At 64.2% G+C, this 20,544-nt stretch carries 20 protein-coding genes and 1 tRNA gene; 6 read left to right on the forward strand and 15 right to left on the reverse strand.

Annotation, left to right across the window (positions count from 1 at the left end):
• Positions 1–4 precede the first annotated feature (4 nt).
• The 9 genes from N551_RS0107450 to proB all read right to left on the reverse strand — a co-directional run bounded on the left by N551_RS0107450 (position 5) and on the right by proB (position 9,161).
• The gene (locus tag N551_RS0107450) at positions 5–508 is read right to left on the reverse strand and encodes an RNA pyrophosphohydrolase (RefSeq protein WP_027566418.1); all 504 of its coding nucleotides are present in this window, start codon (positions 506–508) and stop codon (positions 5–7) included.
• Between the two features lie 75 nt (positions 509–583).
• Positions 584–1,801 carry a divergent polysaccharide deacetylase family protein gene (locus tag N551_RS0107455; RefSeq protein ID WP_027566419.1) on the reverse strand — a complete coding sequence of 406 codons (1,218 nt, stop codon included), beginning with the start codon at positions 1,799–1,801 and terminating at the stop codon, positions 584–586.
• Between the two features lie 144 nt (positions 1,802–1,945).
• Positions 1,946–3,301, reverse strand: coding sequence for a S41 family peptidase (locus tag N551_RS0107460; RefSeq protein ID WP_018459850.1), 1,356 nt, complete (start codon positions 3,299–3,301; stop codon positions 1,946–1,948).
• On the reverse strand, positions 3,298–4,644 hold the full coding sequence (locus tag N551_RS0107465; RefSeq protein ID WP_027566420.1) for a murein hydrolase activator EnvC: 1,347 nt from the start codon (positions 4,642–4,644) through the stop codon (positions 3,298–3,300). The genes N551_RS0107460 and N551_RS0107465 overlap by 4 nt, the downstream gene beginning before the upstream one ends.
• A 33-nt stretch (positions 4,645–4,677) precedes the next feature.
• On the reverse strand, positions 4,678–5,160 hold the full coding sequence (gene rlmH, locus N551_RS0107470; RefSeq protein WP_027566421.1) for a 23S rRNA (pseudouridine(1915)-N(3))-methyltransferase RlmH: 483 nt from the start codon (positions 5,158–5,160) through the stop codon (positions 4,678–4,680).
• A gap of 96 nt (positions 5,161–5,256) precedes the next feature.
• Positions 5,257–5,613, reverse strand: coding sequence for a ribosome silencing factor (gene rsfS / locus N551_RS0107475; protein ID WP_027566422.1), 357 nt, complete (start codon positions 5,611–5,613; stop codon positions 5,257–5,259).
• 238 nt (positions 5,614–5,851) lie between these two features.
• Positions 5,852–6,496 (reverse strand): nicotinate-nucleotide adenylyltransferase, encoded by a 645-nt coding sequence (locus N551_RS0107480; protein ID WP_027566423.1) that lies wholly within the window; start codon positions 6,494–6,496, stop codon positions 5,852–5,854.
• A 20-nt stretch (positions 6,497–6,516) separates the two neighbouring features.
• Complete coding sequence (locus N551_RS0107485) at positions 6,517–7,812, reverse strand: glutamate-5-semialdehyde dehydrogenase (RefSeq protein ID WP_027566424.1); 1,296 nt, start codon at positions 7,810–7,812, stop codon at positions 6,517–6,519.
• A gap of 227 nt (positions 7,813–8,039) precedes the next feature.
• On the reverse strand, positions 8,040–9,161 hold the full coding sequence (gene proB, locus N551_RS0107490; RefSeq protein WP_027566425.1) for a glutamate 5-kinase: 1,122 nt from the start codon (positions 9,159–9,161) through the stop codon (positions 8,040–8,042).
• Positions 9,162–9,357: 196 nt separating this feature from the next.
• Between proB and N551_RS0107495 the strand changes: the two genes are divergently transcribed.
• Positions 9,358–10,323, forward strand: a complete 966-nt coding sequence (locus tag N551_RS0107495) for a Bug family tripartite tricarboxylate transporter substrate binding protein (RefSeq protein ID WP_027566426.1) — start codon at positions 9,358–9,360, stop codon at positions 10,321–10,323.
• Positions 10,324–10,454: 131 nt separating this feature from the next.
• Here the strand turns inward: N551_RS0107495 and N551_RS0107500 are convergent, their stop codons facing one another.
• From N551_RS0107500 to N551_RS0107510, 3 genes are all read right to left on the reverse strand, one after another.
• On the reverse strand, positions 10,455–12,089 hold the full coding sequence (locus tag N551_RS0107500; RefSeq protein WP_027566427.1) for an alkaline phosphatase family protein: 1,635 nt from the start codon (positions 12,087–12,089) through the stop codon (positions 10,455–10,457).
• Positions 12,090–12,283: 194 nt separating this feature from the next.
• On the reverse strand, positions 12,284–13,324 hold the full coding sequence (gene obgE, locus N551_RS0107505; protein WP_027566428.1) for a GTPase ObgE: 1,041 nt from the start codon (positions 13,322–13,324) through the stop codon (positions 12,284–12,286).
• A 101-nt stretch (positions 13,325–13,425) separates the two neighbouring features.
• The gene (locus N551_RS0107510; RefSeq protein WP_027566429.1) at positions 13,426–13,905 is read right to left on the reverse strand and encodes a MaoC family dehydratase; all 480 of its coding nucleotides are present in this window, start codon (positions 13,903–13,905) and stop codon (positions 13,426–13,428) included.
• A 274-nt stretch (positions 13,906–14,179) separates the two neighbouring features.
• Here N551_RS0107510 and N551_RS0107515 point away from each other — a divergent pair, with 274 nt between their 5' ends.
• The gene (locus N551_RS0107515) at positions 14,180–15,094 is read left to right on the forward strand and encodes a DMT family transporter (protein ID WP_027566430.1); all 915 of its coding nucleotides are present in this window, start codon (positions 14,180–14,182) and stop codon (positions 15,092–15,094) included.
• A gap of 53 nt (positions 15,095–15,147) precedes the next feature.
• Here N551_RS0107515 and N551_RS0107520 read toward each other — a convergent pair whose 3' ends face one another.
• From N551_RS0107520 to rplU, 3 genes are all read right to left on the reverse strand, one after another.
• Positions 15,148–15,741, reverse strand: coding sequence for a GNAT family N-acetyltransferase (locus N551_RS0107520; RefSeq protein ID WP_027566431.1), 594 nt, complete (start codon positions 15,739–15,741; stop codon positions 15,148–15,150).
• Between the two features lie 155 nt (positions 15,742–15,896).
• Positions 15,897–16,166 carry a 50S ribosomal protein L27 gene (gene rpmA / locus N551_RS0107525; protein WP_018459863.1) on the reverse strand — a complete coding sequence of 90 codons (270 nt, stop codon included), beginning with the start codon at positions 16,164–16,166 and terminating at the stop codon, positions 15,897–15,899.
• Positions 16,167–16,263: 97 nt separating this feature from the next.
• Entirely contained in the window at positions 16,264–16,656 is a 393-nt protein-coding gene (gene rplU / locus N551_RS0107530; protein ID WP_027566432.1) for a 50S ribosomal protein L21, read from the reverse strand.
• Positions 16,657–16,989: 333 nt separating this feature from the next.
• Here rplU and N551_RS0107535 point away from each other — a divergent pair, with 333 nt between their 5' ends.
• The 4 genes from N551_RS0107535 (at position 16,990) to N551_RS0107550 (ending at position 20,536) form a co-directional block, all read left to right on the forward strand.
• A complete protein-coding gene (locus N551_RS0107535) occupies positions 16,990–18,147 on the forward strand; it encodes an ROK family protein (protein WP_027566433.1) in 1,158 nt (385 codons plus the stop codon).
• Positions 18,148–18,657: 510 nt separating this feature from the next.
• Positions 18,658–18,747 (forward strand) — tRNA-Ser (locus N551_RS0107540).
• 433 nt (positions 18,748–19,180) lie between these two features.
• Positions 19,181–19,435 (forward strand): hypothetical protein, encoded by a 255-nt coding sequence (locus N551_RS0107545; RefSeq protein WP_051462616.1) that lies wholly within the window; start codon positions 19,181–19,183, stop codon positions 19,433–19,435.
• 33 nt (positions 19,436–19,468) lie between these two features.
• Complete coding sequence (locus N551_RS0107550) at positions 19,469–20,536, forward strand: hypothetical protein (RefSeq protein WP_027566435.1); 1,068 nt, start codon at positions 19,469–19,471, stop codon at positions 20,534–20,536.
• Positions 20,537–20,544 lie beyond the last annotated feature (8 nt).

Raw genomic sequence — 20,544 nt, forward strand, 5'->3', positions numbered from 1 at the left:
GAACTTAATCCTGCGCCAGCGGGGAAAATTCCTTCACCACGCGCTCGTAGACCGGGCGCTTGAACGGGACGATCAGCCCAGTCAGGTTCCTCATCGGCTCCCAGCGCCAGCTCACGAACTCGGCCTTGTGGCCGCCGCCGGGCTTTTCGACGTTGATCTCGCTGTCCTTGCCGGTGAAGCGGACCGCGAACCATTTCTGGCGCTGGCCGCGGTAGCGGCCCTTCCAGGTGCGCCCGGCGACCGTGCGGGGAATGTCGTAAGTGAGCCAGTCCGGAACCTCGCCGAGCCGCTCGACCGAACGCACGCTGGTCTCCTCATAGAGCTCGCGCTTGGCGGCCTCCCAATTGTCCTCGCCGGGATCGACGCCGCCCTGCGGCATCTGCCAGACATGGGTGTCGTCGACATGCTCGATGCCGCCGGCACGCCGGCCGATGAACACCAGTCCGTCCTTGTTGAGCAACATCACGCCGACGCAGGTCCGGTAGGGCAGATCCTCGTAACGCGCCATTCCGCCAGACCTCTCGCATGCTGTCGGTAAGGCTGAAGCAGGCCCCGCGGGTCTGTGCCGTACCAATCCGTTGATTTAGCTGGATTTTGATTTCAGCATCGCGGTTGTCAATGGCACCAAAAGGATACCTCGGTCGCCCAATGTCTTGGTCCAGGCGCCAATGCGCTCGATCGAGACCGGGAGGGCGGAGGCGGTGCCCACGGCCACGCCGCGCTCGCGCGCCGCCGCTTCGAGCTTGGTCAGGGCGCGATCGATCTCGGCCGGGGTCGGCACCGCGTCGATCGCGATATCGCCCTTGCCGAACGGCATCGCCAGGCTGCCGGCGGCCTGGGGCGCAATGCTGCGCGGCGAGGAGCCGTCGTCGAAGAAGCCGAGGCCGCGCTTGGCCGCCTCGCGGATGATCGGCTGCATCGCCGGCTCCGTTGCGATGAAGCGGGCGCCCATGAAATTGGTGAGGCCGGCATAGCCCTGCATCCGGCTCAGATGCCAGTACAGCCGGTCCATGTTCTGGTCGGCACTGAGCGACGTCAGCAGCGTCTGCGGCCCCGGATCGTTGTCGGGGAAGTCATAGGGCTCCATCGGGATCTGGAGGAAGATCTCGTGGCGCTGGGCGCGGGCGCGCTCGGCGAGTTTTCCTGGATCGGACCCATAAGGCGTGAAGGCCAGCGTCACCGCCGCTGGCAGCCGCATGATGGCATCGGTGGTCTTGGCGGCGCCGACGCCGAGGCCGCCGATCAGGATCGCGACCACCGGCATCTTGGCGGCCTTGGCGCGGTCGGCATCCGCCGCATAGACGTTGAATGGCTTGAGGTCGCCGGAAATCGCGGGGATCATACCATAGCGCGATTTCTCGAGGAGCTTTGGGTCGATCCCGGCCATGACGGGCGGCGGTGCGGAGGCCGAGGCCGCCTCGCTCTTGCCGGCGGGATCGCCGCCGATCACCACGTCGTGGCGCGTGCCGGTGGAACCGTCGATCATGGTGACGGTCTTCTGCTCGCCCGCCTGCTTCGGCGCCTCCCTAGTCTCGTGCTTCGTTTCCTGCTTGCTGTCCTGGCCGTGGCCGGAAGCGCCCGCCTTGTCCGCGGCATTGGGTTCGCGGATCGCGAGTCGCGTCATCGGCTCGCCGCCGAGCGGATCCTTGTTGAAGATGGCGAAGCCGGCAAAGCTGACCAGGAACAGGCCGAGCAGGACAGCGAGCAGTTGCATGGCCGTGAACGGCAGCCGCAGCCGGCGTTTCCGGCGCGGCTTGTCCCGTCCGAGCGGGGCGCTCAGATCATCGGCCGTTTCAGTCATGCGCGATCCCGAATCACTCACCAATGACGATACCACGCCGAGGTCAAGCGACGGCAGGCCGGGATAGGCCGGGGATAGCAGGAGTTCCAGCAAAAAGGGCGGCTCCGGGAGCCGCCCTTTTTCGTCAGATCGTGATGCGCCGACCTAGTTCGCCGCTTTGGGCTTGTCGGTCGTGGCCTTGTCGCCGCCCGGGGTGGGCGCCGCGGAGGCGCTGTTCTTGATGCCGTGGAGCAGATCGTCGGCGAGCTTGAGCGCCTTGTCGTCCTTGGCGTCCGGCGGAACGTAGGACTGCGAGCCGGTCTTCTCGTCGCCGTCGTTCTTGAGGTGGCCGCGCAGCGAAGCTTCGCCCTTGGTGTCGGTGCGCGACTTCAGCTCGTCCGGCACGTCCTGCAGCACTTCGATGTCGGGCACGATGCCCTTGGCCTGGATCGACTTGCCCGACGGCGTGTAGTAGCGCGCCGTGGTCAGACGCAGCGCGCCGTTGCCGCTTCCGAGCGGAATGATGGTCTGCACCGAGCCCTTGCCGAACGAGCGCGTGCCGACGATGGTCGCGCGCTTGTGGTCCTGCAGCGCGCCGGCGACGATCTCCGATGCCGAAGCCGAGCCGCCGTTGACCAGCACGATGACCGGCTTGCCCTTGGTGAGGTCGCCCGTATGCGCGGTACGGCGCTGGGTCTCCTCGGCATTGCGGCCGCGGGTCGAGACGATCTCGCCCTTCTCCAGGAAGGAGTCGGAGACGGTGACCGCTTCCTCGAGCAGCCCGCCCGGGTTGTTGCGGAGGTCGATGACGTAGCCCTTCAGCTTGTCGCCGATCTGATTCGAGAGGTTGGCGACCTCGCGCTTCAGGCCTTCGGTGGTCTGCTCGTTGAAGGTGGTGATGCGGATATAGGCGATGTCGTCGGCCTCGACGCGGGCGCGCACCGAGCGGACGCGGATGTTGTCGCGCACCAGCGTGACGTCGATCGGATTGTCCTGGCCCTTGCGGATGATCTTGAGCTTGATCTTGGTGTTGACGGGGCCGCGCATCTTCTCGACCGCCTGGTTCAGGGTCAGGCCCTGCACCGCCTCGTCGTCGAGATTGGTGATGATGTCGTTGGCCATGACGCCGGCGCGCGAGGCCGGGGTGTCGTCGATCGGCGAGACCACCTTGATCAGGCCGTCTTCCATCGTGACTTCGATGCCGAGACCGCCGAACTCACCGCGGGTCTGCACCTGCATGTCGCGGAAGCTCTTAGCGTCCATGTAGCTCGAATGCGGATCGAGACCGGTGAGCATGCCGCTGATCGCGGATTCGATCAGCTTGGTGTCGTCGGGCTTCTCGACATAGTCCGAGCGCACGCGTTCGAAGACGTCGCCGAACAAATTGAGCTGGCGATAGGTGTCCGCGGTGGCGGCTCGCGCACTGGAGCCCATGAAGACTGCGCGCGGTTGCGTCACGAACAGCGTCAGCGCCGCACCGGTGGCCGCGCTGAGGAGGATAACTGAAGTCTTGCGCATCATCCGCGAACCTTCTCGCCTTCATTTGCGGCCCACCATGGGCCTGGATCGATTGGAGTGCCGTCTTTGCGGAACTCGACATAGAGCACAGGTTGACTCGCGTTCGTGGCGAGAATGGAGGCGACTTGAGAAGTCGACCCCATGGTCGCGACAGGCTCCCCCGTGAGCACAAACTGACCGATGTTGACCGAAATGCGCTCCATCCCGGCGATCAGCACATGATACCCGCCCCCGGCATTGAGGATCAAGAGTTGTCCATAGCTGCGGAACGGGCCGGCATAGACCACCCAGCCGTCACACGGCGTCGTGACCTGGGAGCCGGGCCTGGTCGCCAGCGAAATGCCCTTCTGGACCCCGCCGAGCCCGTCCGAACCGCCGAAATCCCTGATCTTGTTACCGTTAACCGGAAGAGGCAGGAGACCCTTGGCTGCGGCGAAGGCCATCGCCGGGGTGGTCCGGGAGCGGTCCTTGAAAGCGCCGGGGCCGGTCTTGGCGCTGGCGGCCGAGTTTGCAGCCGCCTTGGCCTCGGCCTGCCTGGCCGCCTCGGCCGCCTTCTCGGCTGCCTTGGCGGCACTTTGCAGATCCTGCTCCATCTTGGCGATCAGCCCCTGGAGATCGCCGACCTGTCGTGAGAGCGCGACGGCGCGCGCATTCTCGGCGTCGAGGTCCTTTTCGCGCGACGCCTGCTGGCGCTGCCGCTCGTCGACCAGAGCCGCGAGCCGGGTCTGGTCGTTACGCACCTTGTCGCGGTCGGATGCGAGCTGGTCGCGCTCGGTCGCGATGGTCTTGCGCAGGGCCACGAGCTCGCCGAGCTCGCTTGCGATCTTCTCGGCACGACCGCGTAATTCCGGCACGACGGCACCGAGCAGCATCGCCGTGCGCAGCGATTGCAGGGCATCCTCGGGCCGTACCAATAGCGCTGGCGGCGTCCGCCTTCCGGCGCGCTGCAAGGCCGCCAGCACCTCGACGATGTCGGCGCGGCGTAAATCGAGCGAGCTGCGCATCGCCTGCTCGCGGCCGTTCAGCGATCGCAGCCGCACTTCGGCCTCGTCGATCTTGGTCTCGACGGTGCGCACATTGGCAGCGGTGTCGATCAACTGTTGATTGAGCTGGGTGCGGTCCTGGCCGAGCGAGGTGATCTCGGCCTTGAGCTTGGCCTGCGCTTCCTCAGCGCTCCTCTTGCTGGCGCGCGCGGCTTCGAGCTCCTGCTCGCGCTGCTTGATCGCATCGGGCGCGACGGCCGCAGTCTGCGGTGCAGGCGTCTGAGCTTGCGCGAGGCTTGCGCCCAAAATACTTGAGCCCAAAACGCCGGCGATCAGCAGCAGGTTGAGAATTGGCGCTCGCATCGCTTTAAGCAAAGGTGCTCGTTGTGGCGCGGATCACGCGCGGTGATAGGGGTGGCCGGCCAGAATGGTGGCGGCCCGATAAAGCTGTTCCAGAAGCATGACGCGGACCATTTGATGCGGCCAGGTCGCAGAGCCGAACGCGATCGCGAGCTTGGCCTTACGGCGCAATTCGGGCGAAAGTCCGTCCGCCCCTCCGATCATGAAGATAGTATGACCGGCACCTTCGTCGCGCCAGCGCCCGAGATGCCGTGCGAATACGGTCGAATCCAGATTCTGGCCGCGCTCGTCCAGCGCCACCAGGACCGATTTTTCGGGAACATGCGCGGAGATCGCCGCCGCCTCTTCGGCCATCCGCGTCGCGGTATCGCGCGCACGGCTTTCGGGCAATTCGTGGATGGCGAGCTCGCGGAATCCGAGCTTGCGGCCGGCCTCGTCGAACCGCTCGAAATAGCGCTCGGCAAGCTCCCGTTCGGGGCCCTGCTTCAGCCGGCCCACCGCAATGACGGCTATGCGCATGATATGTTCAGGGTCGCGTTTTCTGGACCGCGCGCGATCTGCGCGCGCACGACGCTAGCATGCGCGTCAGCCGATTCGAAATCGGCCAGCAGCCTCTCAGATCGCCTTCGCCGCCCCTGGGCCCTGCGTGTACAATCTCTCGAGACTGTAGAACTCGCGGACCTCGGGTCTGAACACGTGCACGATCACATCGCCGGAATCGATCAGCACCCAGTCGCAATTGGGCAAGCCCTCGACGTGGATGTTCTTGATACCGTTTTCCTTGAGGCCTTTGGCGACGTTCTCCGCGATCGCGCCGACGTGCCGGTTGGCCCGGCCGGTGGTGACGATCATGTAGTCGGAGTAGGCCGATTTGCCGCGAAGGTCGATGGTGACCGTCTCTTCCGCCTTCATGTCCCCGAGGCGGGAGAGGATCAGGCTCAGCGTCTTGTCGGCGTCGGGTTGCGCCTTCAAGGCCGCAGCTTTGGTCGATGTTTTACGCGTCGGCTTGGCAACCTTGGGTAAAACAGACTTCGGTGAAGCCGTCTTGGGTGAGGCTGTCTTGGACAATACAGATGTGGTCAGGGACCATTCCTTTCACTGTATCGCGAACGCCGAATCCGGCGCTCACTGGTTACACTACATCATGTGGGGTTAAGGGTTTCAATATGCCAGAGAGCCCGAAGGCCACATGGCGTTCGCACAATCTGACTCACTTCGTACCTTTCCAGCTTCCGTCCGGGTTCCGTAAGCCGGTCGACGAGAGATTCAGCTTCATTCCGGTCAGGAACACCCAGGCCGGGGCGGCCCGATCCGCAAGCAATGGCGCCTCATTCTCCGGCATCCGATAGCGCCTGAGCGCCTGGGCGGCGGGAGAGGCGAGCGCGCGAAAACTCTGCGGCGGGCGGTCGATGACCGCGATCGGTACCTGATCGGCGATGCGCCGCCAGTGCTGCCAACGATGGAATTGAGCGAGATTGTCGGCGCCCATGATCCAGACAAAGCGCAAGCCCGAGAGGCGGCGGCGCAAGGTGTTGATCGTGTCGATGGTATAGCGCGTGCGAATGACGGACTCGAGACAGCTCACCTCGATCCTGGGATCGTCGGCCATTTCGCGTGCCGCCTGCATGCGCTCGCCGAGCTCATGCAGCGTGCCGTTCTCCTTCAGCGGATTGCCTGGCGTCACCAGCCACCACACGCGATCGAGCTGGAGACGTTTCAGCGCGAACTGGCTGATCGCGCGATGGGCCTGGTGCGGCGGATTGAACGAGCCGCCGAGCAGGCCGATGCGCATGCCAGAGGTATGGGTCGGTATGGCCTGCGCGAAGAAACGTGGCGCGACGAAATTGTTGCTCAATGCCCCGCGCCCTGCGTCGTCTACGGCCGCGTCTGCCCGGTGCCGTGAACGCGATATTTGAAGCTCGTCAGCTGCTCGGCGCCTACCGGGCCGCGGGCATGGAATCTGCCGGTGGCGATGCCGATCTCGGCACCGAAGCCGAACTCGCCGCCGTCGGCGAACTGCGTCGAGGCGTTGTGCAGCACGATCGCGGAATCGACCTCGCTCAGGAATCTTTTCGCAACGGTCTCATCCGCGCTCACGATCGCATCGGTATGATGCGAGCCGTGGTTCTGGATATGCGCGATCGCGCCGTCGACGCCGTCCACCACCTTCGCTGCGATGATCGCATCGAGATATTCGGTGTCCCAATCGTCCGCGCTCGCGGGTTTGACTCGCGGATCGGTCTTTTGCACGGCGTCGTCGCCGCGCACTTCGCAGCCGGCCTCGATCAGCATCTCGATCAGCGGCTTGAGGTTTTTACCGGCAGCGGCGCGATCGACCAGCAGCGTCTCGGCGGCGCCGCAGACGCCGGTGCGGCGCATCTTGGCGTTGAGCACGATCGATTTCGCCATGGCGAGGTCGGCGCTGCCGTCGATATAGACGTGGTTGACGCCTTCGAGATGCGCGAACACTGGCACGCGCGCTTCCTGTTCGACGCGTGCGACGAGGCTCTTGCCTCCGCGCGGCACGATCACGTCGACGGCGCCGTTCAATCCCGACAGCATCTGGCCTACCGCCGCGCGGTCGCGCGTCGGCACCAGCGTGATTGCGGCCTCGGGGAGGCCCGCTTCGCGCAGGCCCTGCACCAGGCAGTCGTGGATCGCGCGGCAGGAGCGGAAACTGTCGGAGCCGCCGCGCAGGATCACGGCATTGCCGGACTTCAGGCAGAGAACGCCGGCGTCCGCCGCAACGTTCGGCCGGCTCTCGAAGATCACGCCGACGACGCCGAGCGGCACGCGCACGCGCTCGATGGTCATGCCGTTCGGCCGTTGCCAGCTCTCGGTGACGATGCCGACCGGATCGGCAATGCCGCGCACGATGCCGATGCCCTCGGCCATGCTCTCGACCCGCGCCGGCGTCAGCGTTAGGCGGTCGATGAAGGACGAGGTGGCGTTGCCGGAGGCGCGGGCCTCTGTGACGTCCTCGGCATTGGCGGCAAGGATCGCGGCCGCGTTGTTGCGGATCGCCCGCTCCATGGCCTCGAGCGCTCGGTTCTTCTGCTCCGGCGGCGCCAGCGCCAGCACGCGCGCGGCAGCGCGGGCACGGGTACCGAGATCGGTCATCAGCGCCTGAAGATCGGCATTGCCGTCGACGGCTTTGAGGGGGGCGGCCATGGGAGTTTCAACCTTCTGCTAAGGCAGTGTCCTAGCACGGAAATCCCGCTTTTGCGAAGGGTCGGCAGGGTATGGCAGGTCTCCCGGTGTTGTGCCACCTCGGCCACTGGCCCAGCTCCGACGTCATGGCCGGGCTTGTCCCGGCCATCCACGCCTTGCCGCCAGCAAGAAAGAACGTGGATGCCCGGGACAAGCCCGGGCATGACGGTTTGGGCGCCTGCCGAGCGTTACCCGCCCATCACCAGATCGTCGCGGTGGATCATCTCGGACCTCCCGCTGATGCCGAGGATGGCCATGACATCCGGGGAGGAGCGGCCTTTGATCCGCTCGGCATCGTCGGCGTCATAGGCGATCAGGCCGCGGCCGACCTCGCTGGTGTCGGGGCCGCGCACGATCACGGCGTCGCCGCGGGCGAACTGGCCCTCGACCTTGACCACTCCGGCCGGCAGCAGGCTGGCGCCCGCGCGCAGCGCCGCGACCGCGCCGGCGTCGATCGTCAGCGTGCCCTTCGGCTCCAGCGAGCCCGCAATCCAGCGCTTTCGCGACGTGATGGGATTGGCCGGCGTCAGGAACCAGGTGCAGCGGCCGCCATCGGCGACCGCCTGAAGCGGATGCTCGATCTTGCCCGAGGCGATCAGCATATGCGTGCCGCCGGTGGTCGCGATTTTTGCGGCTTCGACCTTGGTGCGCATGCCGCCGCGCGATAGCTCGGACTCGGCGTCGCCGGCGACGGCCTCGATCTCCGAGGAGATGCTGTCGACGACGGGAATGAGCTTGGCGTCCGGGTTGTTCTTCGGCGGGGCGTCGTAGAGCCCGTCGATGTCCGACAGCAGCACCAGCAGGTCCGCGCTCGCCATGGTGGCGACGCGCGCGGCGAGGCGGTCATTGTCGCCGTAGCGGATCTCGTTGGTGGCGACGGTGTCGTTCTCGTTGATCACGGGGATCGCGCGCCACTCCAGCAGCTTGCCGATGGTGGAGCGCGCGTTGAGATAGCGGCGGCGCTCCTCGGTGTCCTGCAGCGTCACCAGGATCTGGCCGGCGCCGATGCCGTGGGCGCCAAGGACCTCCGACCAGATGCGGGCGAGCGCGATCTGACCGACGGCGGCGGCCGCCTGGCTCTCCTCCAGCTTCAGCGGGCCGCGCGGCAATTTCAGGCGGCTGCGGCCGAGCGCGATCGAGCCGGAGGAGACGACGAGGACGTCACGCCCCTCGCGATGCAGCTTGGCCATGTCGTCGGCGAGCGCGGCAAGCCAGGACGCGCGCACCTCGCCCCTGTCGGAGTCGACCAGCAGCGCGGAGCCGACCTTGACGACGATGCGGCGGAATTGACTGAGTTCGGGACTGGCCATGTGTGTACGTGCTGGCGCGTGTGAGGATTGCTCAAGCTATGGAACGGCGGAGCAAACAGCGGCGCCGGTAAGGCCTGCTTTTTGCAGCAGGACGATGGCCCGCGCAAGGCGCCGGCATGGTAAAGGATGAACGCCGGGTTGTCCCGGGCGGCCGTCCGGCTCTCATGCTGCCAACCATAAACGGTGGAGGAAACCAATGGACCGCCGCAAATTCATGGCCCGTTGTCTGGGCCTGCCGCTACTGGCGCAGGTGGGAGCGACGCGAGCACAGGCTGGGCTCACCAAAATCATCTTCCCGTTTGCGGCGGGAGCGGGCGGCGACACGCTGTGCCGGCTGATCGCGCAGGAGATGGCGCCGGCGCTGCAGCGGACCATCGTGGTCGAGAACCGCACCGGCGGGGACGGCCTGATCGGCATCAAGGCGGTGAAGGGGGGAAGCCCCGACGGAAGCATGGTGCTGGTGACGACCGGGCCCACGATGTACCTGCTGCCGATGGTGGAGACGATTCCGAGCTTCGATGCTGCCAAGGATTTCCTCCCGGTATCGCTGCTGGCGCGGTTTGAATTCGCGCTGGTGATCAGCCCGGCGGTTGACGCTGTGGACTTCAAGTCGTTCGTGGCCTGGCTGAAGGCACATCCGGACAGGACCTCGTTCGGCGTACCCAGCAGCGGCACCATTCCGCATTTCATGGGCTCGAAGCTGGAGAAGGACCTCGGCATTCCCTTGAGCCGCGTGGCTTATCGCGGCAGCGCAGCTATCCTCAACGACCTCGTCGGCGGCCATGTTCCGTTCGGGATCACCACGCTGGCCGACGCGCTTGCGCAGCATCGCGCCAAGGGCGTGAAGATCATCGCGGTGAGCAGCGCCGAGCGTTCGCCGTTCGCGCCCGAGGTTCCGACGCTGAAGGAGAGCGGCATCGATCTCGTCGCGGACGCCTGGTACGGCATGTGGCTTCCCGCCGGCAGCTCGCCGGAATTTGCGAGCAAGCTCAGCGCCGCCGCAAGCGCCGCGCTCGCCAAGCCCGAGGTGAAAGAAAAACTCACCGCAATCGGGCTGATCCCGGTCGGCAGCAGCGCGGAAGGTCTGACGAAGGAGCTCGCCGCGAACACCGCCTTTTGGCAGCCGATCGTGAAGGCGACGGGATACAAGATCGAGAATTAGTTTCTGTTTCCGCTCTACGCCGTCATGGCCGGGCTTGTCCCGGCCATCCACGTGCACCGCCACTTGACGCAAGACGTGGATGCCCGGGTCGAGCCCGGCACGGCGAGCCGAGAGAGCGTCGTTCCGCTCACCTACAGCTTCGCGCGCTGTTCAATTCCGTCCTTGATCGACGCCAGCTCGGCTTCGTCCCAGATCCCGATCAGGATCCCGCCCTTCACCTGGAGCTGGTTGTCGGCATAGGCCGCGATCTTCTCGCGCGACGTGGTGATGTGGTCGTTGGGATGCAGCGCCCAGTCGAACAATTCCGCCTGCAACCGCGCGATGATGCTGGCGCACTCGGGATCGTCGCCGCGATCCACAAACTCTTCCGGATCGGTTTCGAGGTCGTACAGCATCGGGCGGAAGCCTGAGGCGTGGATATATTTCCAGCGGCCGTCGAACACCATGAACAGGCGGCAGCGTTCGATCGGCTGGTTCAGCTTCAGCCGCACGTCCTGCATGACATAGTCGTATTCGGAGAACGCCACCTTGCGCCAATCTGGCGGAGTCTCGCCGCGCAGCAGCGGCAGCAGCGAGCGTCCCTCGAGGATATGGCCCGGCACCTTGCCGCCGAAATAATCGACGAAGGTCGGCGCGAGATCGATGGCTTCGACCAGAGCATCGTTGCGCGTGCCGCGCGTGGCGTCGGCCTCCGCCGAGGGATCGATGATGATGAGCGGAATCTTCGCCGACTGCTCGTGGAACAGATCCTTCTCGCCCATCCAGTGATCGCCGAGATAATCGCCGTGATCGGAGGTGAATACGATCATGGTGGTGTCCAGCAGATCGCGCTCCTCCAGGAACTTCATCAGCATGCCCATCTGGTCGTCGATCTGGGTGATCAGGCCCATATAGGTCGGGATCACCTTCTCGCGGGCATCGTCGCGCGCCATGTTGCGGGAGTAGCGCATGTCCATATAGGCGCCGAACACCGGATGCGGATTCTGGCGCTCGCGCTCGGAGCGGATCACCGGAATCATGTCGGATGTCGAATACATGCTGGCGTACGGTTCGGGCGCGATGTAGGGCCAGTGCGGCTTGATGTAGGACAGATGCAGGCACCATGGCCTGCCGTCGGTCTCGGCCTCGGTGATGAAGTCCATGGCGCGTCGCGTCATGTAGGGCGTCTCGGAATGCTCATCCGGCACGCGCGCGGCCTTGTCGGCATGCACGAGCAGCCAGCCGTTTTGCAGCGAGCCGTCCTCGGCCGCGCCGGAATTGGCCCAATGCTCCCAGGGATTGGGCGCATCAAAACCCTGCTGGCGCAGATATTCGTCGTATTTCGGACGCGGCCGTCCCGTTGGATGCAGGCCGTCGTCGCGCTCATAGGGCTCAAACCCGCATTCGGCGACGTGCACGCCGATCATCGATTCCGGCGGGATGCCGAGCGCCTTCATGCCTTCGAGATCGGGCGCCATGTGGGTCTTGCCGACCAGCACGTTGCGCACGCCGAGCTTCTTGAGGTGATCGCCGAGGGTGGGCTCGCCGACCCGCAACGGCCAGCCGTTCCAGTGCGAGCCGTGCGAGCGCATGTAGCGCCCGGTGTAGAACGACATCCGCGAGGGACCGCAGATCGGCGACTGCACATAGGCCTTGCTGAACAGCACGCCGCGCTTCGCCATGGCGTCGATGTTCGGCGTCTTCAGCGTGGGATGGCCGGTGCAGCCGAGATAGTCGTAGCGAAGCTGGTCGCACATGATCCAGAGAACGTTCTTCGCGCGCGCCATGAATCATCCCTGCCGTTTCTTGATTGCTGGATGCTGCGCTATCGGAACGCCGGTGACAACCTCTCCCAACGTCGTCCCGGCGAAGGCCGGGACCCATACTCCTCAGCAGAAGTCGTGGCGCAAGACGGCAATGACCAATCTTCGCCAAATCGCGTTCGGTGGCTATGGGTCCCGGCCTTCGCCGGGACGACGAATCAAACCGACCAAGGCTCCGCTTCGGCCGCGCTCTTCGCTTTCGCAGACACCGGGCTCTCGCCGATCACATCCGCCAGGGCGCGCAGCGCTTCCTGCACGCCGTCGCCGGTGACGGCGGAGAGCAGCAGCGGCGTCTTCTTGGCGGCGCGCTTCAGCCGCTCCTTCTGCTTCTTCAACTCGTCCGGCTCGACCGCGTCGATCTTGTTCAGCGCCACGATCTCGATCTTGTCGGTGAGCTGTCCGGCATAGGCGTCCAGCTCGGTTCGCACGGTCTTGTAGGCCTTGCCGGCGTGCTCGCAGGTCGCATCGATGAGATGCAGCAGCACGCGGCAACGCTCGACATGGGCAAGGAAGCGGTCGCCAAGACCGACGCCTTCATGCGCGCCTTCGATCAGGCCGGGGATGTCAGCCAGCACGAATTCGCGGCCGTCGGCATTCACGACGCCGAGCTGCGGATGCAGCGTGGTGAAGGGGTAGTCAGCGATCTTCGGCTTGGCCGCGCTGACCTTGGCGAGGAAGGTCGATTTGCCGGCATTGGGCAGACCGACGAGACCGGCATCCGCGATCAGCTTCAACCGCAGCCAGATCCAGCGCTCCTCGCCGGGCTGGCCGGGATTGGCATTGCGCGGCGCGCGGTTGGTCGAGGTCTTGAAATGGGCGTTGCCGAAGCCGCCATTGCCGCCTTCGGCCAGCACGAATTTTTCGCCCACCGTGGTGAAATCGTGGATCATGGTCTCGCGATCTTCGTCGAAGATCTGCGTGCCCAAGGGGACCTTCAGCACGATCGACTTGCCGTTGGCGCCGTGGCGGTCCGAGCCCGAGCCGTTCTCGCCCTTCTGGGCCTTGAAGTGCTGCTGGTAGCGATAGTCGATCAGCGTGTTCAGCCCGTCGGCGACCTCGATGATGACATTGCCGCCGCGGCCGCCATTGCCGCCGGAGGGGCCGCCGAATTCAATGAATTTTTCGCGGCGGAACGCCACGCAGCCGTTTCCGCCGTCGCCGGAGCGGATATAGACCTTTGCTTCGTCTAGGAATTTCATGGGCCATAGGTAGGCCAGCCGGTCCCGCGCGGCAACCCGGATAGACCCGCAAATCGGCCGAAACCCGGCGATTTGTGGCCTTGCTTAACCACAGGACGACGTCAGAGGGGCCGGCGCCGGATCAGGAATTTCTGCGTGCCATCCAGCACCAGCTCCTTGCGCTGGTTGAACACGGTGCTTTTGAGCGTCACGGCGCCGGTCGAGCGTCCCGGCACCAGCTCGGTGACCTCGAGCGCGGGATAGATTGTGTCGTCGGCGAACACCGGTTTGAGGAACCGGCTGGATTGCTCGAGGAAGCCGACCAGGGAGTCCTCGACCATGAACGGAAACAGGCCCGCGCCGGGCGCGGTGTGGATCAGCGTCTGGAAACCGTGGGCGAGCAGATGCGGCATGCCGCGGCTGCGGCAATACTCCACATCGTAATGCACCGGATGGGTATCGCCGCTCGCGGTCTGGAAGGCCGCGAACACGGCCGTCGTCTGCGTGCGGCTCGGCAGCACGAAACGCTCGCCGACCACGAAATCCTCAAACCAGCGTTGCGCGGGGATCATGCGATGCCGGGCCGGGTCGAAGTCGGTCATGGCTAAGCTCTTTCCTGGCTCTCTTGCCGGTGGGACGTCTATCGCTACCGTGACGCGAAGAGTGCGGCAATCCGTTCAATTCGTCTGGCCTGGGCTTGTCGCGGGCGCTCACGTCATTAAAACGACCGCAAGCGACTCTGGTCGCCCTTTCCGACGCTCTCTCCGCTCGTCATTGCGAGCGAAGCGAAGCAATCCAGACTGTCTCCGCGGCAACAGTCTGGATTGCTTCGTCGCAAGAGCTCCTCGCAATGACGAGTTTCCACGAACGACAGCAATGCCCCTTTTCAAAAATCTCTCGGCCTATGACGAACGCTCGGCGCGGCTGGCCGGGATTGCACTCATGGTGCTGTCGATCTTCATGTTCTCGTTCGGCGATGCCATGGGCAAGTTCCTGGTCGGGACTTATTCGGTGGGGCAGCTGCTGTTCCTGCGCGCCTGCGCGGCGCTGCTGCTGCTGTCGCCGCTGGTCTGGCGGCAGCGTCACCAGTTCCTGCAGCTGGAGCGCCCGGGCCTTCAGCTCTTTCGCGTCGTGTTGTCGACGCTGGAAGTGGCGGCGTTCTTCCTGGCTACGGTCTACCTGCCGCTCGCCGACGTCATCACCTATTATCTCGCCGGGCCCATTTTCGTCACCGCGATGTCGGCGATCTTTCTCGGCGAGAAAGTCGGCTGGCGGCGCTGGACGGCGATCCTGGTCGGCTTCTGCGGCGTGCTGATCGCGCTGCGGCCATCGGCACAGACGGTGAGCCTGCCGGCGCTGATCGCGCTTGGTGGCAGTCTTTCCTTCGCAACGCTGATGCTGATCACGCGCAGCCTGCGCAAGACGCCCGATATCGTGATGGCGTCGTCGCAATTCGTCGGCACGTTCTTGCTGGGTGCGGTGCTGTCGGCGTTCCACTGGGTGCCGCCGACACCGGGCAGCCTCGTGATCTTCGCGCTGGCGGGATGCGTCTCGGTCACCGCGCTGTTCTGCGTCAACCGCTCGCTCAAGCTCGCGCCGGCCAGCGTCGTCGTGCCCTATCAATATTCGATGATCGTCTGGGCGGTGATCTTCGGCTTCGTGGTGTTCGGCGACGTGCCCGAGATCGCCACCATCGTCGGCGCCGCCATCATCATCGGCGCCGGGTTCTATATTTACTTGCGTGAGCGCGATCTCGGGCGTGGAGGCGGAGAGGTGAATCCGCCGGCGTAATATTCCGCCGTCGTCCCGGCCTTCGCCGGGGCGACATGTGGTGAGCGTTGGGCCTACCTCACACGCCTCGCACTGCTCCAGCTCTTCAGCGAAGCCCACACGCCGCGCGAGAGCCGGAAGCAGTCGACCGGCGTGGACGAGCCCAGCGCCAGGAAGCGATGCAGCTGGACGCCGCTCCACTGGAAGCCGCACTTCTCCAGCACGTTGCGCGAAGCCGGGTTGGTGACGCGCGCGCCTGCATAGAGATGATCGTCCTCGAACTCCTCGAAAAAGAAGTCGATCGCGCCGCGCGCGGCCTCGGTGGCAAAGCCGCGGCCCCAATGCTCGACGCCGAGCCAATAGCCGAGCTCGGCATTGCCGGGCGTCGAGCAGTCGATGCCGACCATGCCGATGGGGCCGCTATCATGCTCGATCAGGAATACGGTCTCGCCGCCGGGCGCGGCGGTGGCGCGGATGAAGGCGACGGCGTCGTCCTGCGAATAGGGATGCGGGAGGCGCCTTGTGTTTTCGGCAACGCGAGGATCGTTGGCGAGGAGGGCGATGGTCCTGACGTCGGCGAGGGTCGGCCGCCGCAACGTCAGCCGCTCGGTGGCGACGACGCTCGGTCTCGCCTCCCGCAAGGTCACGCTCGAAAAATCCTGCAACATGTCCGGCTCCGTCGAAGTCACTAAAGTGAAAAGTGAGCACGCAAACGAAAGGGGAGGCCGGTTTCCCGCCTCCCCTGGAGCCTTCGATCTCTTAGATCTCAAGGACTCCGCCGGTTCGGTCTGGGACCCGGCGGACTCCAAATTTGATCCACCGTCTATTCAGCCGCCTCTGCGAGCGGGAGCACCGAGATGAAGGTGCGGCCGTTGGCTTTGGCCTGGAACGTTACGCGGCCCTCGATCTTGGCGAACAAGGTGTGGTCCGTGCCCATGCCGACATTAAGGCCGGGATGCCAGGTGGTGCCGCGCTGACGCGCAATGATGTTGCCGGGAATCACAACTTCCCCGCCGAACGCCTTGATACCGAGGCGCTTGCCCTTGGAATCGCGACCGTTGCGCGATGAACCGCCTGCTTTTTTGTGAGCCATGGCTCGTCTCCGAAATCCTGAGTATTTCTAGATCAATTCCTTGACGGAATCATTTCACAATTTCTCACGCATCAATTCGTGATGGCGCGTGATCAAATTATGCGGCGGCCTCTTCGGTCGTGGTCTCTGGCTTGACGACCTTTTCCCGCTTCGGACGCGGCCCCTTGGTGGGCTTGGCGCCGTCCGTCAGGATCTCCGAGATGCGCAGCACCGTGATCTCGTCGCGATAGCCGCGCTTGCGGCGCGAGTTCTTGCGGCGGCGCTTCTTGAAAGCGATGACCTTGGGACCGCGCTTGTGATCGAGCACCTCGACCGCGACGGAGGCGCCGGCGACCGTGGGCAGACCCAGGATCGGCGTGTCGCCGCCGACCAGGAGAACTTCATTGAGCTGCACGATCGAGCCGACTTCGCCTTCGATCTTGCCTACTTCCAGGACATCATCCGGAACGACGCGGTACTGCCGGCCGCCGGTTTTGATGACTGCGAACATCGTTGTTTTCCTTCGTGTTCATTCCCGGCCTCGCGACATATTGTCGGGGCCGGCTTTTTGTCAGTCGTTATGGGTTTATGCGAGCTTTGTGCGGGCGGGAGTTATCCCTTTGAAAACCCACGCAAAAACAAGCGGCGCGAGAAACGCCCCGCGCCGGTTGCGGGATTTATAGCCGCTGATCCCCTGGAGTCAAGGAAAAGCCGGCGAAAACGGCCCGATTTGAAGCATTTAGGCCCGATCCGGCCCCGCAGGCGAATTTCGGACCGCGCCGCAACCAACAGGTTCCCCCGCCGTTGTCCCCGCGAATTCAGTCAGACGGGCAAGGGGCTTACCATGGCGACAGACGAGCTGGTCAAGACGACGACGGGCATCGCCCATCACGGCGCGGAGCGGCTGCCCTCGGTGGATATCGACAGCTTCAACATCGAGATGAAGGACGAGGACGGCTTCATTGGCGACCGCGCCAGCAAGGGCGCGTTCAGGGAGATCCTCGAGCGCTGGCGCAAGCCGCTGCGCAAGTCAGGCGAGGACCCGTTCGGCAAGGAGCCGTCCGACGAGATCAGCAAGAAGACGCTGGATGCCATCCTGGTCGGTGACGACACCGAGGCCTGGGCGGTGGTGCATAGCGCCATCGAGGACTTCGCCCAGGAACTCGCTTACGTCACCCGCCGCTTCCTCAAGTCAAAGGCCTGGGCCAAGACCGAGCGCATCGTGGTCGGCGGCGGCTTTCGCGATTCCCGGCTCGGCGAGCTCGCGATCGCGCGCACCGAGATCATCCTCATGTCCGAGGATTTCAAGATCGACATGGTGCCGATCCGCCATCATCCCGACGAAGCCGGCCTGATCGGCGCGCTGCATCTGGCGCCGTCATGGATCTTCGAGGCCCATGACAGCATCCTCGCCGTCGATATCGGCGGCACCAACATCCGCTGCGGCCTGGTGGAGACCAGCTGGAAAAAGGCAAAAGACCTGTCGAAAGCCAAGGTCGTGAAGTCCGAGCTGTGGCGTCATGCCGACGACGAGCCGACGCGCGAAGGCGCGGTGAAGCGGCTCACCAAGATGCTGAAGGGGCTGATCACCGAGGCCGAAAAGGAAGGCTACAAGCTGGCGCCGTTCATCGGCATTGCCTGTCCCGGCGTGATCAACGCGGACGGCTCCATCGAGAAAGGCGCGCAGAACCTGCCGGGCAATTGGGAGAGCAGCAAATTCAACCTGCCGGCGAGCCTGCTCGAGGGCATCCCGCAAATCGGCGAGCACGACACCGCGATCCTGATGCACAATGACGGCGTGGTTCAGGGCCTCTCCGAGGTGCCGTTCATGCAGGACGTCGATCGCTGGGGCGTGCTCACCATCGGCACCGGCCTCGGCAATGCCCGCTTCACCAACCGTCGCAAGGACAACGGCAAAGACAAGGACAACGGAAAAGACGGGGATTCCACGGGCAACGGCAAGGAAACCAGCAAGAAAAAGGGCAAGTCCGACAAGGAGTAACCTTGACTGGTTAGGTTAAGGACCGGATTGCGTTGCGGTGCACGGGCCGCACGCTACGGTCGGAACCGTCGCCTCACCTGGCCGGCGAAGCCGCCCTTCCCGGCCAGAATTTTAATGAGCGGCACCGGGACCGCCAGTGTTTACCGCGTCTGGCGGTCCCACCCCTTTTTTCGAACATGCGATGAATCTCAGTGCCCGCCCCAACCGGTGATGCGCTCCCTCCCCCGCGCTTGTCTCGCCGAAGCCCGCCTTCGGGCGAAGGCGGATGCCGGGAGGGGCCGGGGAGAGGGTGTCTCCGCATTGGGGTCGCGAATCGGACTCCACCTCGCGCCCGACAAAAACGCGTCAAACCGGCAAATCGGGCCGCGTTTCACTCGCGTTCGTGCCGTGAAGGGGCGGGCCGGGCCGAAACAGGCAGCGGATTTTCGTCCTCGCAAGCCTTGTCTGGCCCGCCATCCTCGCCTATTAACGCCCGACCACAGGGGCCCTGCTCCTTACTTGGCGCCTTCAGGAGAGGTGGCAGAGTGGTCGAATGCACCGCACTCGAAATGCGGCATAGGTGCAAGCCTATCGGGGGTTCGAATCCCTCCCTCTCCGCCAAATGTCGCCGACTTACGAATAACCCAACATTACGGACCCGGCGGGTTCGACGGTGTAGGCCCTCCGTGTAGAGCGGCGAGCGTCTCGCGGTGCCATCGTTTAGCAGTCCGTGAAAGTCGAATGCCTCCTGCGGCTCGCAATACCTTGCGTCCAGAAATCCACGCGAACCTAGGCCAAGGCAAGCTCGCACTCGATTTTTTCGAACGGATTTATCCTCACCGACCGGCCGGCGGCGGGCGCAGCAGGGACGCAACCGGCAGTGCGGTAGCACCGAGAGCCGCGCATAAGAGTCTCTAGCAAAATCTTCCCTGTGGGGCTCAGCGGCGCACGCGGCCGGTATCGCATAATTTCCTAGACTTTTTTTGCCTCTTAAATTACGACATATTATATCAGGAATTATAGCAGCTAATTTACGCGAAATACGGAGAGAAGAATGCTCGATCAGCTGGGCAAGAAGGGAAAAGGAAAAGCCGAAAAACGCGAGAAATTCGTCGAATTGGCTCAAAGTCGCACCGTCAACGCCATTAAGGCCATCCGCGTCATCGCGAAGCTTGGTAACAAATCTGCCTACGAATATTCGGAAGCGGACGTGAAGAAGATTGCGGCGGCGCTAACCCGTGAAATCGATGCGCTCAAGGCGCGCATGCTCCAGACCGGGGCGAAGGACTCTGTTGATTTCACTCTGTAGAGGCGGCGCCTCTCGATAGCTGAGGATATGGAAATGCCGATAGACGCTCCAGGCCTCTTGCACCAACTGATGACGACGCGGACAACGACTCAGACTGAGGCCATTATGGCGGGTCTTCCGATTGTGCCGCCGGAAGAGTACCAGTGGCTTTCAGCCGAGGAGCGTTCGCAGCCGTGGCAGCCTGGCAAGCTGCATTGGGTTCCTGTCGGTTGCGACCGCGGCAACGGAGGGCGCATCAAGCTCGCCGGCGAACCGATGAACCCACTCGCTGAGCGCCTCGTCAACGGGATGGAATCGCTAATCGAGCACGCGCGACTACGAGAGCTAATTAAGACGCCGGACGCGCCGGTGCCCACTAGCCCGCGAGACGCCGTACAGCGCTATTTCGGTTTCAACAGGCTCGACGCGATCGAGCGGCTTGATGACGAAGAGCGCAAGAAAAAGACGGCGCTTGCAGACCAGATGCGCAAGGACCTCTACATCACGCTCAATTTCGAAAAGAAGATCCGCGAGTTTTCCGTCACAATTCGTGACCACGGTATGGGTCAGACACCCGCGAACATCCACCGCACGTTGTTGTCGCTGGGGCGGACCGACAAGGCTGACAAGCCATATCTGATTGGCGTGTTCGGTCAGGGCGGATCATCTGCGTTCTCGATCGCGAAGTATTCCATCGTCATCGCGCGTCGTGCTGCAGACATCCGCAAGCAGGCCGAAGATGGCGGCGCAGGCTGGACCATCGTGCGCGAGATTCAGCCGAAGGGGCGTCGTGACCCTTATTATGCGTATCTCGCGTTCAGTGAGGACGGCGGTGTGCCGTCCGTCGATTGTGCGCAGGCCGATGAAGCCGGTTTCGGTGGTGGCGCTCACTTTTGCCATATCGCTTACGACTTCGGTACTTCGGACTCGTCCGTCGCTCGGTCCATGTACCAGTCGCTTAATCACGTCCTATTCAATCCGGTGATGCCATACGACTTGTTCGCGCTGAAGGATAAACCGGACGCCATGAAGGGGACTGCGCAGCGCCTGGCCCGACAGGTCCGCACCCTCGGGCGCAATGCCGCACTAGACAAATCATTTGCAAACCAATCCGTACTTTAAGGGGAGGC

The sequence above is a fragment of the Bradyrhizobium sp. URHA0013 genome, from assembly GCF_000518345.1.
Lineage (GTDB): Bacteria > Pseudomonadota > Alphaproteobacteria > Rhizobiales > Xanthobacteraceae > Bradyrhizobium.